Origin of the sequence: Marinomonas sp. IMCC 4694 (genome assembly GCF_008122525.1) — a bacterium.
GTDB lineage: Bacteria > Pseudomonadota > Gammaproteobacteria > Pseudomonadales > Marinomonadaceae > Marinomonas.
On the sequence record NZ_VSRV01000001.1, the window covers coordinates 1,432,842 to 1,447,869 of the forward strand.

General features: G+C 44.7%; 16 protein-coding genes and 1 tRNA gene. 11 read left to right on the forward strand and 6 right to left on the reverse strand.

Translation table 11 applies throughout. The features are described from left to right. Positions 1 to 150: 150 nt before the first annotated feature. The 5 genes from FXV75_RS06465 to FXV75_RS06485 all read left to right on the forward strand — a co-directional run bounded on the left by FXV75_RS06465 (position 151) and on the right by FXV75_RS06485 (position 3,862). Complete coding sequence (locus tag FXV75_RS06465; protein ID WP_148831726.1) at positions 151 to 831, forward strand: response regulator transcription factor; 681 nt, start codon at positions 151 to 153, stop codon at positions 829 to 831. Continuing rightward, entirely contained in the window at positions 828 to 2,114 is a 1,287-nt protein-coding gene (locus FXV75_RS06470; RefSeq protein ID WP_148831727.1) for a sensor histidine kinase, read from the forward strand. Before FXV75_RS06465 ends, FXV75_RS06470 begins: the two co-directional genes overlap by 4 nt. Before the next feature lie 113 nt (positions 2,115 to 2,227). Further along, on the forward strand, positions 2,228 to 3,226 hold the full coding sequence (locus FXV75_RS06475; RefSeq protein WP_262368480.1) for a pirin family protein: 999 nt from the start codon (positions 2,228 to 2,230) through the stop codon (positions 3,224 to 3,226). A gap of 42 nt (positions 3,227 to 3,268) precedes the next feature. After that, the gene (locus FXV75_RS06480; protein WP_148831728.1) at positions 3,269 to 3,466 is read left to right on the forward strand and encodes a tautomerase family protein; all 198 of its coding nucleotides are present in this window, start codon (positions 3,269 to 3,271) and stop codon (positions 3,464 to 3,466) included. Positions 3,467 to 3,505: 39 nt separating this feature from the next. Then, positions 3,506 to 3,862: a VOC family protein gene (locus FXV75_RS06485; RefSeq protein WP_148831729.1), complete on the forward strand. Its 357-nt coding sequence runs from the start codon at positions 3,506 to 3,508 to the stop codon at positions 3,860 to 3,862. Between the two features lie 34 nt (positions 3,863 to 3,896). On the opposite strand, the gene FXV75_RS06490 is transcribed toward FXV75_RS06485, so the two are convergent. Further along, complete coding sequence (locus FXV75_RS06490) at positions 3,897 to 4,103, reverse strand: DUF2986 domain-containing protein (RefSeq protein WP_148831730.1); 207 nt, start codon at positions 4,101 to 4,103, stop codon at positions 3,897 to 3,899. 92 nt (positions 4,104 to 4,195) lie between these two features. Next, a tRNA-Leu gene (locus FXV75_RS06495) sits at positions 4,196 to 4,280 on the reverse strand. 158 nt (positions 4,281 to 4,438) lie between these two features. Here FXV75_RS06495 and queA point away from each other — a divergent pair. From queA to secF, 5 genes are all read left to right on the forward strand, one after another. Then, entirely contained in the window at positions 4,439 to 5,500 is a 1,062-nt protein-coding gene (gene queA, locus FXV75_RS06500) for a tRNA preQ1(34) S-adenosylmethionine ribosyltransferase-isomerase QueA (protein WP_148831731.1), read from the forward strand. Positions 5,501 to 5,505: 5 nt separating this feature from the next. After that, positions 5,506 to 6,651 carry a tRNA guanosine(34) transglycosylase Tgt gene (gene tgt, locus FXV75_RS06505; RefSeq protein WP_148831732.1) on the forward strand — a complete coding sequence of 382 codons (1,146 nt, stop codon included), beginning with the start codon at positions 5,506 to 5,508 and terminating at the stop codon, positions 6,649 to 6,651. A gap of 71 nt (positions 6,652 to 6,722) precedes the next feature. Continuing rightward, positions 6,723 to 7,049 (forward strand): preprotein translocase subunit YajC, encoded by a 327-nt coding sequence (gene yajC, locus FXV75_RS06510; RefSeq protein ID WP_148831733.1) that lies wholly within the window; start codon positions 6,723 to 6,725, stop codon positions 7,047 to 7,049. Positions 7,050 to 7,200: 151 nt separating this feature from the next. Next, complete coding sequence (gene secD, locus FXV75_RS06515) at positions 7,201 to 9,054, forward strand: protein translocase subunit SecD (protein ID WP_148831734.1); 1,854 nt, start codon at positions 7,201 to 7,203, stop codon at positions 9,052 to 9,054. Positions 9,055 to 9,063: 9 nt separating this feature from the next. Next, a complete protein-coding gene (gene secF / locus FXV75_RS06520) occupies positions 9,064 to 9,978 on the forward strand; it encodes a protein translocase subunit SecF (RefSeq protein ID WP_148831735.1) in 915 nt (304 codons plus the stop codon). A gap of 93 nt (positions 9,979 to 10,071) precedes the next feature. Here secF and asd read toward each other — a convergent pair whose 3' ends face one another. The 3 genes from asd to rsgA all read right to left on the reverse strand — a co-directional run bounded on the left by asd (position 10,072) and on the right by rsgA (position 13,579). Next, a complete protein-coding gene (gene asd / locus FXV75_RS06525) occupies positions 10,072 to 10,932 on the reverse strand; it encodes an archaetidylserine decarboxylase (RefSeq protein ID WP_148831736.1) in 861 nt (286 codons plus the stop codon). Between the two features lie 40 nt (positions 10,933 to 10,972). Then, positions 10,973 to 12,445: an HDOD domain-containing protein gene (locus FXV75_RS06530; RefSeq protein WP_148831737.1), complete on the reverse strand. Its 1,473-nt coding sequence runs from the start codon at positions 12,443 to 12,445 to the stop codon at positions 10,973 to 10,975. Between the two features lie 99 nt (positions 12,446 to 12,544). Then, positions 12,545 to 13,579: a small ribosomal subunit biogenesis GTPase RsgA gene (gene rsgA / locus FXV75_RS06535; protein ID WP_148831738.1), complete on the reverse strand. Its 1,035-nt coding sequence runs from the start codon at positions 13,577 to 13,579 to the stop codon at positions 12,545 to 12,547. A gap of 74 nt (positions 13,580 to 13,653) precedes the next feature. On the opposite strand from rsgA, the gene orn reads away from it, so the two are divergent. Further along, complete coding sequence (gene orn / locus FXV75_RS06540; RefSeq protein WP_148831739.1) at positions 13,654 to 14,214, forward strand: oligoribonuclease; 561 nt, start codon at positions 13,654 to 13,656, stop codon at positions 14,212 to 14,214. A gap of 57 nt (positions 14,215 to 14,271) precedes the next feature. On the opposite strand, the gene FXV75_RS06545 is transcribed toward orn, so the two are convergent. Further along, entirely contained in the window at positions 14,272 to 15,021 is a 750-nt protein-coding gene (locus FXV75_RS06545; RefSeq protein WP_148831740.1) for a sulfite exporter TauE/SafE family protein, read from the reverse strand. Positions 15,022 to 15,028: the final 7 nt, after the last annotated feature.

Here is a 15,028-nt window from a genome sequence, read left to right on the forward strand (position 1 = left end):
TTTGGTAATAAGTCGGCTGGTAGCAGCCGACTATGAGAATTTTTGCCAGTCAACGTCAAAGTGCGTTTCATCTTTTTTTCATTTTTTTATCTTCCTGTTTGTCTTATATTAACGATCTTTATTGTTTTGATTTGATTTACTGAGATTGATATGAAGCTGCTGTTAGTGGAAGACCATAAAGATATAGCTGGAGTGATTTTTGATTATTTCGAGATCAAAGGGTATGTTTTAGACTATGCAAACAATGGCATTCAGGGTTATGAGTTGGCAAAGAGTGGCCATTATGATGCTATTATTTTAGATGTCATGTTGCCTAAGATGGACGGGTTGAGCGTGTGTAAATCACTGCGTGAAGTCGGGATCGATACTCCTATTTTGATGTTGACAGCGCGAGACACGAAAGACGATATATTGTCAGGTTTTACGCATTTTGCGGACGATTACTTGGTTAAGCCTTTTGATTTAGACATTCTTGACTCTCGCTTGCAGGCGCTAGTGAGGCGTCATAAAGGTTGTGTTGCGAACCGTACTTTGACGTACGCTACGCTGTCACTCGATATGAACACTCGTATGTTGTTTCGTGATGGCGATGTTTGCGCTTTAAATCCTTCCCAGTTTACGATTCTAAAATGCCTTATTCAGAAGGCACCTAACGTGGTTTCCCGAAATGAAATTTGCGACGCCTTATGGCAGGATGAAGAGCCCGACAGCAAAGTTTTGCGCAGCCATATTTATCAACTTCGTCGTTTAATTGATCGTCCATTTGATCATGCTTACCTAAAAACGGTGTCTAAAGTTGGGTATCGCCTGGTTGCGGAGGGGGAGGAGTGAAACAGCCTAAAACCGCAAAGCAGTTAACCTTTACCTATTTTTCTATTGTGGCGTTCGCCATTATTGTTTTTCATTTTTCAATGTTTGAGTCTTTGGTTGAAGACATAGAATTAATATACGCAAAAAATCGCATGTTCAAAGATAAAGATGTTGCTATGACGCTGTTAGAAGGCACAGATCTTAAGCACGTGGTTGTTCCGCCTTTTACCAATGTGTATGTCGGTATAGGTAGTGTCCCTGAAGGTGTTGTTTTTGCTTCTAATATTGCAGCAGATAGACCTTATGAGTTAGATAAGCGCTCTACTATGGATTTAGAAACCTTTTCAATGCGTTTTGACGTGGTATTAAACGGTCAAAAAAAAGACTTGTATCTACTGCATTATGATGATGTGTATGAACTATCTGAAGAGCAAATATTTCAAACACAGACCACTCAATTGGCTCTGTCTCTGCTGTTATTAGTGATCAGTTTATGGGTTGTGATGCGCATTTCAAATCGACTTACTAAACCCTTATCTCAACTTTCTCAGCGTCTTCATGCGCATAATTCTGACACTTTATCGGCTATTTCGTTGCCCGAGGGGTCAGTGACCAGAGAAATATTGCACTTGGTGGATCGTTTAAACCATTATCAAGATCAAATACGTGAACTGGTTAAGCGTGAGCGTGCATTTAATCGCTATGCTAGCCATGAATTGCGTACGCCGTTAATGGTCATAAAAGGAGCGGCGACGCTACTGGCTAAATCTGATTCTAAGGTGTTTTTGGAGCGGCAACGGGTACGTATTGCTCAGGCGTGTCAAGAAATGGAAGATTACATTAGCACTTTATTGTCCTTAACGAGGGAAGAGGATCTTGGTGCCCTTACTTATCGTGCAGTGGGGCAAGAAGAGCTCGGCGCCATACGTCAGGCGCATTTAGGCTATGTGATTGGCCCAGAAGTACAAGTTGATATTGTTCATGAGGGGGTTGTCATGACAAGATTACCTGTTGCGGCGTTGCATATCTTGGTAGGGAATGTATTAAAAAACGCATTGGCTTGTACTGATCAAGGGAAGGTGACGATTAAGCTGTCGAACAATACCCTTTCTGTTATTGATACCGGTTGTGGGTTAAAGGGGAAACCAGGTGGAGATAGTTATGGTCTTGGCTTAATGATAGTGAGGGACCTTTGCAGCAAGTATCACTGTTCATTCACGCTAACGGATAACCTGATGTCAAAAGAAGGGCGCCATGGTTGTACTGCGAAAGTGGTATTTCCCGTTTCCGATACGCCGAACTAAATAAAAATAACATCAATAGATTGAATGCTTAAGATTCAATAACAGCGTTAACTAATCGATTTTATTGATGTTATGATTGCGTTAATAAATTAAGACTTTGATGGAGAATCGCTGTGAGCTCGTCTATTTTAAAACGCCTTCCTTTAAGTATGTTTTGGCCAACGTTCGACCCCTTTCTTTTTTGTGCCTTCCACAACGATACTTACCCCAAAGGCAATGCGGCCATGGGGCCCAATGCGACCCTGAACAATCGTCCTTTAGGGCAAGACTTTAGCGGTATCGACGGCTGGAGAATGTACCATGGTAAGCGTGTTCCGGGTTTTCCGGCGCACCCACATCGTGGCTTTGAAACGGTAACCATCGTGAACAAAGGGTTCGTCGATCACGCCGACTCTATGGGCGCAGCAGGGCGTTATGGTGAGGGTGACACCCAGTGGATGACGGCCGGTCAAGGGGTTCAGCATTCAGAAATGTTCCCTCTATTAAACGAAGAAAGTGATAACCCATTAGAACTTTTTCAGATCTGGCTGAATTTACCAAGTAAAAACAAAATGGTGCCACCCCATTTCACTATGATTTGGGATGAGGATACACCGGTTATCAATGCGACAGATATAAAGGGTTTTGTTACTCAGGTTAAAATCGTGGCGGGGGAGTATCAAGATGTCACTTCTGCGCCTTGTCCACCCAACTCCTGGGCGGCAGATGGCAAAAATGATGTGGCGATTTGGTTAATCGATCTGCCTGAAGGGGGGGAGTGGGTCTTGCCGGCGTCGTCGGCCAACTTGAGCCGTACCTTGTACTTTTTCGAGGGCGACCAAGTTGAGTTGAGTGGTGATAAGGGAGGGGTCAACGAAGCGTTTGTGTTAAAAAGTGATTCGCCATTGGTATTGCGCAATCAAGGCATAAAAGCTAGGTTTTTATTATTGCAAGGCCGACCTATCGCCGAGCCTGTTGAGCAGCATGGCCCTTTTGTTATGAACACAAAAGCAGAACTGCAACAGGCGTTTCAAGATTATCAGCGCACGGAGTTTGGCGGTTGGCCTTGGCCGAGAGCAGACCAAGTTCACGATAAGGCGCAAGGTCGCTTTGCTAAGTATGCTGACGAATAGTGTCGATAGATCGAATGATGTTAAAATAATAAAGGAATGAACATGCCATACGTAAACATTCGTGTTACAGATGAAAGCGTTACCAAAGCCCAAAAACAGGCGCTTATTAAAGGGGTTACGGATTTGCTTGTGGAGGTGTTAGGAAAAAATCCATCTACAACCTTTGTTGTGATTGATGAGGTGAACACCGACAACTGGGGTATTGCTGGCGAGCAGGTAACTGAGCTTCGTAAAAAGTAAAGTTTTTCACGAAAACAACCAATGGTAAGTTGAGATGATATGCAATCTAATAAGATCAATTATGTTGAACTGCCTGCTCGAAATCTGGCCTTAAATAAGGTTTTTTTTAGCCAAGTTTTTGGGTGGGAGTTTATTGATTATGGATCCGAATACGCCGCTTTTCAAAACGCGGGGTTAGAGGGTGGTTTTTTTCAAGCTGATTTTTGTTCGCGTCCACAAACAGGCGCTGCGCTAGTGATATTATTTAGCGATGATTTAGAAACCACATTGGCGAATGTTAAAGCCGCAGGAGGTGGGATTGAGCAAGAGATTTTTGAATTCCCAGGTGGACGTCGCTTTCACTTTACTGACCCATGCGGAAATGAATGGGCTGTATGGGGTAAGTTGCCTGGTTAATTATTCACACAAACGCCGAATTTCAAATTCTTTATTAGGTCGGTTCTTCGGTTGTGATTGCGTCAGCTGAGTCCGCTAATGTGGTATCTGAAAGGGAATTTTCTTCGGCTGCTTGCGCTTCTACTTTTGCGCGTTCGGCTTTTGATATGTATTTCGGCTTGGCTTTTTTAGGGTTTACTTTTAAATTGGCCTGCTTCATGCGTTTGTCATAGATGTCTTTGATTTTTTTGCGACGATTCATGTTCATTCCTAAAGAATAGTAAGCTGGGTTTATTAAGTGAAATATTAAACTAACCAAAAAAAAGCCCTGATCATGGATCAGGGCTTTTATATTGGTACCAGTAGGCGGACTCGAACCGCCACACCCGAAGGCAACGGATTTTGAATCCGTCGTGTCTACCAATTCCACCATACTGGCCTTGAAAAAGGTGATGCAAATTATAGATAAGTTTGATCCAGTGTCAACAATCTTGTGTATCTTTTTTATCTTTTCAATAACCTCTCTCTTCTAAGTACCCTTTTGAGTGGTTTTTCGCTAAAATGCTGGGTCGTTTTTTTCTAGGTAGTGTTCTTTTCATGCTGGTTTCTGATTATCACTTTGATTTACCCGATTCACTTATTGCACATTATCCCACTCCAAACAGAACGGCCAGTCGCCTATTGCATCTTGATGGTCCGAGTGGGGCACTTGTTCATCGTCAATTTCCAGCGGTGTTGGATTTAGTGCAGCCAGGCGATTTGATGGTGTTTAATAATACGCGTGTGATTGCCGCTAGGGTGTTTGGCCAAAAAGAGTCCGGTGGGAAAGTGGAAATTCTTGTTGAGCGTGTGATTAATGGCAATGAAGCATTAGCGCACGTTCGTGCGAGCAAATCGCCGAAAGTAAACAGCACACTGATTTTGGGTCAAGATAAAGGTGAGCACATTGAAGCCACCATGATCGCTCGTTCAGGGGCGCTGTTCCATCTTGTGTTCAACGAACCCGTTTTAGATGTGTTGTCCCGTGTCGGGCATATGCCATTGCCTCCTTACATTGAACGACCAGACGAAGACAGTGATCAAGAGCGCTATCAAACGGTTTATAATCAAAAGCCGGGGGCCGTTGCGGCACCAACGGCGGGGTTGCATTTTGATGAAGCACTTTTGGTGGCTCTTAAAGCAAAAGGGGTTGAAGTCGCGTTCGTGACGTTGCACGTTGGTGCGGGCACGTTTCAGCCAATGAAAGTGGATAACGTACAAGACCACATCATGCACGCCGAATATGTGGAAGTTGAGCAAGCGGTTGTTGATCAAGTCAAGGCGACCAAAGCACGAGGTGGACGAGTAGTGGCCGTTGGCACGACCAGCGTGCGCAGCTTGGAGTCGGCCAGCCAAAGTGGTGACATTGCGCCGATGCAAGACGATACCAATATATTTATTTACCCAGGCTACGAATTTAAAACGGTTGATGCCTTGATAACCAACTTTCATTTGCCTGAATCCACATTAATTATGTTGATCAGTGCCTTTGCTGGTTATGATCACGTAATGAGTGCCTATAAAGCGGCAGTAGAGCAACAATACCGATTTTTTAGTTATGGCGATGCCATGTTTATTACACGAAATGCGCAGGCTAAAGGCCCGCACAGTGAGGAATAAGACGAATGTCTGATAAGCGTCCTGAATGTTTTATGGATTTTGAGTTGCACACAACGTCCGGGAAAGCGCGACGTGCTACCCTAACTTTTCCGCGTGGTAAGGTCGAAACACCAGCGTTTATGCCGGTCGGGACGTATGGCACCGTTAAAGGTATGTTGACTAAAGACATCGAAGAAATCGGTGCGGATATAATTTTGGGCAATACTTTTCATCTGTGGTTACGACCTGGAACCGAGGTGGTGAAAGCGCACGGTGATTTGCACGATTTTACCCAATGGAAAAAGCCCATTCTGACGGATTCCGGTGGGTTTCAGGTTTTTTCATTAGGGGAAATGCGCAAAATAACCGAAGAGGGCGTGAGTTTTCGTTCGCCAATAAACGGCTCTAAAGTGTTTTTAAGCCCTGAAATATCCATGCAGGTACAGCGCGACCTTGGTTCAGACATTGTCATGATTTTTGATGAATGCACGCCCTATCCAGCAACACCAGATGTGGCGGCAAAATCCATGCGCATGAGTTTGCGTTGGGCGAAGCGCTCCAAAGACGAGCACGGCGATAGCCCTTCGGCATTGTTTGGTATTATCCAAGGCAGTATGTATGAAAATCTCCGTGATGAGTCGCTGGAAGGCTTAGTCGACATTGGTTTTGATGGCTATGCCATTGGCGGATTGTCAGTCGGTGAGCCGAAAGACGAAATGATGAAGGTGCTCGATCACACGACACCCAAAATGCCGGCAGACAAACCGCGCTATTTGATGGGGGTGGGAAAGCCGGAAGATCTTGTCGAAGGTGTGCGCCGTGGCATTGACATGTTTGATTGTGTCATGCCGACACGCAATGCTCGCAACGGTCACTTGTTTACTTCCGACGGTGTCGTTCGTATTCGTAATGCGCAATATCGACATGATGTTGCGCCATTAGACAAAGAATGCGACTGCTACACTTGTAAAAACTTTTCTCGGTCTTATCTACATCATTTGGATAAGTGTCAGGAAATGGTAGGGGCGCAATTAAATACGATTCATAACCTACGGTATTACCAAACACTGATGGCAGGATTGCGTAAGGCGCTCGATGAAGGTAGATTTGACGCCTTTGTTGATGTGTTTTATGCAAAGCGTGGTTTGGATACGCCTGCTTTGAGTGAATAATAAACAATATACGCGTTTACTTACTATTGAGAAGGCGCAACAGTTTCATAAACCATTGGAGAGTTAACACCATGATCTCATTGATCTCACCAGCGTATGCTGAAGCCGGCGCATCATCTGATGCCGGTATTTTTAACCTAGTACTGCTTGCCGGCTTTGTTGTCATTTTTTACTTCCTTATGTGGCGCCCACAAGCAAAGCGTACTAAAGAGCATAAAAACCTCATTGCTTCTTTGACGAAAGGCACAGAAGTGGTAACCGGTGGTGGTGTATTGGGTAAAGTATCGAAAGTGGATGATAATTACGTCGTGCTGGAAGTGTCAGAAGGCGTTGAAATGAAGTTTCAAAAATCTTCTGTTGCCGCGGTTCTTCCTAAAGGCACATTAAAGTCGATTTAACGTGCCTAGAAAAGCGCTTTTGATGTTGTATCAAGGCGCTTTTCTTCTTCGTTGATCTGTTTATCTTTATTACTATTTATATTTATATTGGTAGGTTCACAGGTCAACTCAAATAATCGATCTATTCAATTCCTAGGTGAAAGGATTTTTCATGCTTAACAAGTACCCCTTGTGGAAGTATTTGCTAATTCTTCTTGTTTTGGCTTTGGGGCTACTTTATGCCTTCCCAAATCTTTATCCAGATGATCCAGCGCTACAACTGTCTACTCAAAAAAACACCGCTATTGTCGACGAGCAGTCGTTGCAAAAAGCGAAAGATGCGCTTTTAAAAGCTAATATAAATTTAAAAGAAGCAGAGCTTACCTCTGTGGGCGGTACCTTGCGTTTTAATAGCGGTGAGGACCAACTAGCTGCCAAGCCGGTTGTTGCGGCAGCATTAGGCGAAGATTACGTCACGGCGCTTAATCTTGTTCCTACGACGCCGGATTGGCTGTCATCGTTGGGAGCGGGGCCCGCTAAGTTGGGTCTGGATTTGCGCGGCGGTGTGCATTTCTTGTTGGAGGTTGATACTCCAGCGGCATTGAAGCAGCGTCTTGAAGTCAGTTCTAGCGAAATGAAAGCCGCTCTTCGAAGCGATCGTATCCGTTATCGCAGCGTGGACATCGAAGAGGGTGTGCTGTCGATTCGTTTTTTACAGTCGTCTGACTTGGATCTTGCTGAAACGCTATTGAAAAACGATTTTTCAGAATACCGCTATGGAACTCGCCAAGAAGGCAGTGATTTCTATCTAGACGTGAGTTTTACAGAAGCGTCTAAGAAAGAAATTGAATCTTATGCTTTGCAACAAAACTTAACCACACTTCGTAATCGTGTGAACGAATTGGGTGTAGCTGAGCCCTTGGTGCAACGTCAAGGCAGCAATCGTATCGTGGTTGAACTTCCGGGTGTGCAGGATACTGCGGCCGCTAAGCGTATTATTGGTGCCACAGCAAACCTTGAATTTCATCTTGAAGCTGGCCTAGACGATAATGGCGCGGACATTGAGACGCTTACGTTTCGTGACGGTAGTGGTCGTACCGCTCGTTTAGAACGAGACCTTATTATCACCGGTGACAGTGTGTCTGACGCCAGTTCTTCTTTTGATGAAAATGGTCGTCCACAAGTAAATATCAGCTTAGACGCGAAAGGCGGTAAGCAGATGAGTAAGGTGACGCGCTCTGCGGTCGGACGCAATATGGGTGTTGTGTTCATTGAACATAAGTCCCGTAGCCGTTTTGTAGAAAAAGACGGCAAAATGGAAGAAGTGCGCCGTAGTTACAGTGAGAAAGGGATTATTTCGCTTGCTACGATTCAAACAACATTGGGTAATTCATTCCGCATTACCGGCCTAGACAGCCCGCGCGAATCGTCTGAATTGGCGTTATTGCTTCGCGCTGGTGCTTTGGCGGCGCCTATTTATTTTGTAGAAGAGCGTACTATTGGCCCAAGTTTAGGGGCTGAAAATATCCAGCTTGGGGTGAGTTCCGCGCAGATCGGTTTAATCGTTGTCATGTTGTTTATGCTGGTGTACTACAAGGTGTTTGGTATTTTCGCCAATGTGTCCTTGGCATTGAATATTATTTTGCTCATGGCTTGTATGTCAGCATTGGGTGCAACCCTTACTTTGCCTGGTATTGCTGGTATTGTATTGACCATGGGGATGGCCGTTGATGCAAACGTGTTGATTTTCTCTAGGATAAAAGAAGAGTTGGCCAGCGGCCTGCCAAGTCAGCAGGCCATACATTCTGGATTTAACCGTGCTTTTACGACGATTTTAGACGCCAATATAACGACTTTGCTAGTGGCGGTCATATTGTTTGCTGTTGGTACGGGTCCTGTAAAAGGCTTCGCGGTGACTTTATCACTGGGGATTATAACGTCGATGTTTACGGCCATTGTTGTGACGCGTGCGCAGGTGAATCTTGTGTATGGCGGCGGTCGTAAAAATAAGAAACTGTTCATTTAGGAGAGCGCCATGAAAGTGACAAATATTCCGTTTATGGCAATGCGCAAAATCGTGGCTCTGTTTTCGATTGCGTTGATCCTGATTTCTATTGGTTCATTAGCGACCAAAGGGTTGCAGTTTGGTTTGGACTTTACTGGCGGTACGCTGGTAGAAGTCTCTTATCAAGAGGCACCTAGTTTAGATGACGTTCGGGCGTTGCTCGGCAATAACGGTTACAGCGATGTGGTTGTGCAAAATTTTGGTTCACCTACTGATGTTGTTGTGCGTATGGCGAATTCCTATACGCCAACGTTGGGTGATGAGGTGTTAGCCACGCTGCAAAATCAAGGCTCTAACGAAGTTTTATTGCAGCGCTCAGAGTTTGTTGGTGCGCAAGTGGGTGAGGAGTTGCGCGAGCAAGGCGGCTTGGGGATGTTACTGGCGTTGGCCATCGTGATGATTTACGTTGCGGTGCGATTCCAGTTTAAATTCTCACTCGCTTCAGTGGTCGCTTTGATACACGATGTGATTATTACGTTGGGTTTTTTCTCATTATTTGATGTGGAATTTGATCTTACGGTATTGGCGGCGTTGTTGGCGGTAGTGGGGTATTCGTTGAACGATACGATCGTTGTGTGCGACCGAATACGGGAAAACTTCCGTATTATGCGCGACACAGAACCGTATGATTTGATTAATGAGTCAATCAATCAGACACTAGGTCGTACTTTAATTACCTCTTTAACCACCTTGTTTGTGTTGATCGTGTTGTTTGTGGCTGGTGGTGAAGCTATCCATAATTTCTCGATGGCGCTTTTGGTGGGTATTGTGATCGGGACGTATTCTTCTATTTTTGTTGCAGCTAATTTGTTGTTGGCACTGGGCATAAAGAGAGAAGACCTTATACCCGCTCCAAAAGAAGAGTTGGAAGACGATTTGCCATAATATTGGTCTGAGTTTATTAAGATATAAAAAGCCTGCTTTTGAGCAGGCTTTTTATTGTGTGTAAGCTGTGAGTTGTGGTGAAAAGCGACGTGATTACTTTTCGATTACAGTGCCAAAAGGCATGCCCATTTTCGTGGGGGTTTCAGCTTGAAGAGCGTCGTCCCAGTTAACCGCGTCTTTGCCAAATAAGACAATAGCGGTTGAGCCAAGTTTGAATCTGCCTATTTCCTCGCCTTTCTTGATCTCAATATTGTTAAGGTCTTGGTAATCCCAAGTCACAACGTTTTTACTGAATGGTGTAACTTGTCCAGCCCAGACAGTCTCTATGCTGGCGACTATCATAGCGCCGACCAAGATAACCGCCATGGGACCGGCTTCCGTATCAAATAGACAGACGGTGCGTTCGTTGCGCGCGAAGACGTTAGGGATTTGTTCAGCCGTTACCTTGTTGACAGAAAAAAGTTTACCCGGGATGTGTATCATTTTGGTGAGCTTCCCCGTGAGCGGCATGTGGACGCGATGGTAATCTTTTGGTGATAAATACACCGTCGCGAATGAGCCACCGAGAAACTGAGTCGACAATGAGGCATCGCCCCCTAATAGGGTTGTTAGGCTGTAGGTATGGCCCTTAGCTTGCAAAAGTGTGCCATGTTTAATCTGACCAAGTTGGCTAATGGCGCCATCTGCAGGGCATGCGATGCTGCTTGCGCCCTCGCATATGGGGCGTAATTCAGCTCGAATTTCACGGGTAAAAAAATCATTAAAGTTACGGTATGAGCGCGGATCGCTGTTGACTGCTTCTGTCATGTCGACTAAGTATTTTTTAATAAACTGACGAATAAAGGTGTTTTTTACCCATGTGTTCTCACATTCTGCTACTTGACCAATAATGCGAGATAATGTTTTTTGTGGGGTTATGTGTTGAGCGAAGGCAAAAAGTTGATCTTTCGTCACGTGCTATATTCCTATTAAAAGTGAATGAAAAGTTCAGCGTTCAGACGCCAATCTGACTGATTAATGACGCTGTTATTTTAAAGTTTGTGTAGTCCTGCTCGCTGAATTGACCTTGCGTTTCGAGCCACAATATCACCATTTCTCGGTCCGTTACTAAAGTCGATGCCAGTATTAATTGGCTGTTTTTGCTAAGCAATTGGATAGCATTGGGTGGCAGTTCTTGTTGCATTTTTATGAATGCGTGGCCTGAAAAATGCGCCGCCGATCGTTTTTTACTTAGCGTGCTAAACACGGCCGAGGGCGCGTCCCACTTTACATATTTGATGGCTTCAGTGGGGTAGCCGTATTGAAGTATAGGCGAGAGTTTGTTGTTGATGTGTTTGAAAACAATGCACGCTTTTGCATGCGGTATGGCTTTGAGTAGTGTTTTAAGTGCCATGTTTGCTTTTTGTTTTGTATCAAAAATAGCGTGCTTACCGAGCGCTTTTTTGAGTGCTGCGATGGGCGATAATGGTGCGGCTGAGGTATCTGTGTTGATGTACAGTTCTGGGTCGATGAGTTGTTGCGCTAATGAATATTCTCCCCATTTGCTAAACTGTCTGGCGGCTTCAATGCTGGCTAAATGGGTGATATGAGAAACGTCGGCAGTGCGTCTATGCATTACGGTTGCAACAACACGGTATAAAAAAGGCAAATTTTTTGAGTCCCACTTCATTAATTTGGCCTCATGGGCTACTTGGTTAGCGCAATATGAAAAGACCATGGGGTTGTTAATTAAAATGGTGAGGCGCTGATTTTTTGTGAATTCTGGCAGTGTATTTGGATTGTGAGCCAGCCGAGCAAGTGTTTGAAGTTCGCTCGCATTGGGTATGTTGTTTGTTAGTAGGGCGTCGGTGATTTTTTTGGGCGTGTACCACTGGCGATAAAGATGAGTGGCGAGTTCGTCAATTCTACAACCTAGCGCGCTCATTTCTGCTTGATTGGATTTGTTACCCTGTTTGAGCTTAAGTCTAATCGTCAGCATGGCGGGTCGTGCATAGAACCATAATAGCCACCTTACAACATCACGAAACAACGTAATCCAGAAAATATCTTCTGTAATATTGGTGTGTTTTTCCGCTGCCCAGTGTTTTGCAATGGTTGCGGCATCGTAACTGGTTTGTATTTCATTTAAGAAAGAGACGATGTGGGGCGTATTTTCAGTGGCACTTAGACGGTAAGGCGCAAGGGAAGGGAAAAGCCTTTTAATGCCGTTGGTGCCTATAATAGCGGCCGCGTGAATGGGGCTTTTTATATCATTGTCTTTGTTTGAAATAACTCTATTTGCTTCGTTTAGGATAGAAAAGGCCAATAATGGGTCTGACATGATGCAGGCTGATATTTCATTTGGCGTGTTCTCTTCTGCCTCTATTTCATTTTTAAGGCGCAGTAATGTGCTCCCTCTAACGGGGATCTTTTTTGATTTCAAAAAATGCAGCCATTCATTGAGGCCTGAAGGTGTTTTGTCTTTCATAGCTTATTACGTAATGACTCGCTTAATAACGGCGGTTTGAGCGTGTTTTTTTAGACACATTGCTACCCTATCTTACACATCGGTACCTAAACAAGTCTGTTAAAACGCATTATTGTCTCGAATGGACTGCTTGATTCTCAAGAAACTTTGAAAACGGTGCTCGGTGATTTCGTTGTTTGCCAGAGCCTCTAATATGGCGCAGCCCGGTTCTTTTTCATGAGCACAATCACGGAATCGACAATAGCCGATATGCGGCCGAAACTCGATAAATCCGTTTAACAATTCATCTTCCGAAATATGCCATAGGCCAAACTCGCGTATGCCTGGTGAATCGATCAGATCACCGCCTTTGGGCATGTGAAATAGGCGTGCGGTGGTGGTGGTATGCACACCTTTTTTTCTTTTTTGAGATAATTCACCAACGCTGATGTCGATGCCGGGCAATAAGGTGCCAATCAGCGATGATTTGCCGACCCCAGATTGCCCCACAAAAACACTGGTTTTATTTTGTAAAAAGTCATAGAGCGCTTCCATACCGGCTTGATTTTTTATGGACGTTCTGATGATGTTATAATGCAGATCTTCATAGGTTTTTAACAGCAGATCCAAATCGTTTTGGTTGCTGTCGTCTATTAGGTCACATTTGTTGAGCAGTATAACGGGCGGAATACCGACGGTTTCCGCCGCGACTAAATAGCGGTCTATCAGGTTGGCGTGGGCGACAGGTTCCGCAGCAATCACCACGACAATGTGATCTATGTTGGCGGCGACAGGCTTGAGTCTGCCGTGCATATCGGGGCGTGACAGTGAGGTGTGTCTGGGCGTGGTGGCAACAACAACACCGCCCTCATTTTGTTTGGGACGCCAGACCACCTTGTCGCCGGTGACAAGCTGGCCAAGATTAGCGCGTAAATTGCAGCGTGTTGATATGCCAAGAAAAGGCTCTTGCGTTCCTTCAACTTCGACTTGGGTGCCAAAATGAGAGATGATAATGCCCTCTGTTTCTGGGCCCAGGTCGGATGATTGTAACAGCTCTTCAGCAACGTCTCCGCGTTTTTGAGTGCGTTCAACACGTTCTTTGTGGATTCTTTCAATGCGCCACGTTTGTTGTTTGGTAAGTTTTCGCTTCGACATTAGTTTCGTCTGATTATATTGTAAGACGCATAGAGTATAATGCTTGGCATTGATAATAAAGGACTTGGAAGATTATGAGCTTAAATGAAGAGAATTTAGTGTGGATTGACCTTGAAATGACTGGGTTAGAGCCTGATACAGATACCATTATTGAGATCGCTACTGTTGTTACTGATAAACATCTTAATGTGTTGTCAAGGGGCCCCAGTTTGGCTATTCATCAAGATAAAGTTGTAATGGAGGCGATGGATGAGTGGTGTACGCAGCATCACGGTGCCTCTGGGTTAACGGCACGGGTATTGTCGTCTACAATTACCATGGAGCAAGCCGAAGCAGAAACCCTTCGGTTTCTTGAAAAATATGTTCCGGCGGGTAAGTCGCCTATTTGTGGCAACAGCGTGGGCCAAGATCGTCGTTTCTTATACCGCTATATGCCTAAATTAGAGGCATTTTTTCATTATCGTTACCTTGATGTGAGCACAGTAAAAGAGCTTGCTAGGCGCTGGAAGCCAGAGGCGTTAGAGGGCTTCACTAAATCCGGCTCTCATTTGGCAATGGACGATATTTTAGAGTCCATCGGTGAGCTCAAACATTATCGCCGTACTATGTTTGGATTGGATGAGCCTTCGCAGTAAGGCGGTTGTCGAGTGGTGCTTTAAAAGGAGTGGCAGGGGATAATCTTCCTTTGCCCTTTAAATTAGATTGGAAGCGCCATCCCAAATAAGCTTAGTGCCCGTTAGGAGTAAAAAGCTATACATAAATTTGAAAAACAGCGCCGTGGAAATTCTGTAGTGCAGCCAAGCGCCTAACTGTACACCAAGGTAAGCAATGGGAATAAAACAAAGCGATAGGATGATATTGGAGCCATTGAGTTGTCCGAGCATACCGTATGGGATGAGCTTAACGTAATTAATGGCGGTAAAAATAACGGCAGACGTCGCCACATATTGTGTTTTGTCCAAATTTGCCCTGAGTAAGTAAACGCTCATTGGCGGGCCGCCAGCGTGGGCAATAAAGCTGGTGAAACCACCGAGCGCACACCAAAATTTCCCGATCAAAGTGCCCAGCGGTTTTTTAGTGTTCATATTATTTTTTCTGGGCCAAGAATTAATGGTGAATCCTACTGCAATGACTCCAACCATGATTTTTAGCCACTCAGCAGAAAACCATGATGCGGTTAATCCTCCAATAATCACACCGGTTACGGCGGCCGGTATGCATCGAATGAGTTGATCTGTGTTCCATTTTTTCCAGAACTTTTGTACGGTAAACAGGTCCATAATGCACAATATGGGCAGCATAATGGCAGCAGCAACAAGCGGGGGTGTTTGAAGCGAAATAAGCGGAACCGCCATTATACCAAACGCTCCTGAAAATCCCCCTTTTGAAATGCCAGTAATAAAAACGGCAATAGCGATCAATAAAATAAGAATCCAGTCCATATTAGCC

Excerpts from the sequence above, each read along its gene's own strand:
- FXV75_RS06465 (WP_148831726.1), top strand. The coding sequence starts at position 151 with ATGAAGCTGCTGTTAGTGGAAGACCATAAAGATATAGCTGGAGTGATT.
- secF (WP_148831735.1), top strand. The coding sequence starts at position 9,064 with ATGAAAGTGACAAATATTCCGTTTATGGCAATGCGCAAAATCGTGGCT.
- FXV75_RS06545 (WP_148831740.1), bottom strand. The coding sequence starts at position 15,021 with ATGGACTGGATTCTTATTTTATTGATCGCTATTGCCGTTTTTATTACT.
- rsgA (WP_148831738.1), bottom strand. The coding sequence starts at position 13,579 with ATGTCGAAGCGAAAACTTACCAAACAACAAACGTGGCGCATTGAAAGA.
- tgt (WP_148831732.1), top strand. The coding sequence starts at position 5,506 with ATGTCTGATAAGCGTCCTGAATGTTTTATGGATTTTGAGTTGCACACA.
- yajC (WP_148831733.1), top strand. The coding sequence starts at position 6,723 with ATGATCTCATTGATCTCACCAGCGTATGCTGAAGCCGGCGCATCATCT.
- queA (WP_148831731.1), top strand. The coding sequence starts at position 4,439 with ATGCTGGTTTCTGATTATCACTTTGATTTACCCGATTCACTTATTGCA.
- secD (WP_148831734.1), top strand. The coding sequence starts at position 7,201 with ATGCTTAACAAGTACCCCTTGTGGAAGTATTTGCTAATTCTTCTTGTT.
- orn (WP_148831739.1), top strand. The coding sequence starts at position 13,654 with ATGAGCTTAAATGAAGAGAATTTAGTGTGGATTGACCTTGAAATGACT.
- FXV75_RS06530 (WP_148831737.1), bottom strand. The coding sequence starts at position 12,445 with ATGAAAGACAAAACACCTTCAGGCCTCAATGAATGGCTGCATTTTTTG.
- FXV75_RS06480 (WP_148831728.1), top strand. The coding sequence starts at position 3,269 with ATGCCATACGTAAACATTCGTGTTACAGATGAAAGCGTTACCAAAGCC.
- FXV75_RS06485 (WP_148831729.1), top strand. The coding sequence starts at position 3,506 with ATGCAATCTAATAAGATCAATTATGTTGAACTGCCTGCTCGAAATCTG.
- FXV75_RS06490 (WP_148831730.1), bottom strand. The coding sequence starts at position 4,103 with ATGAATCGTCGCAAAAAAATCAAAGACATCTATGACAAACGCATGAAG.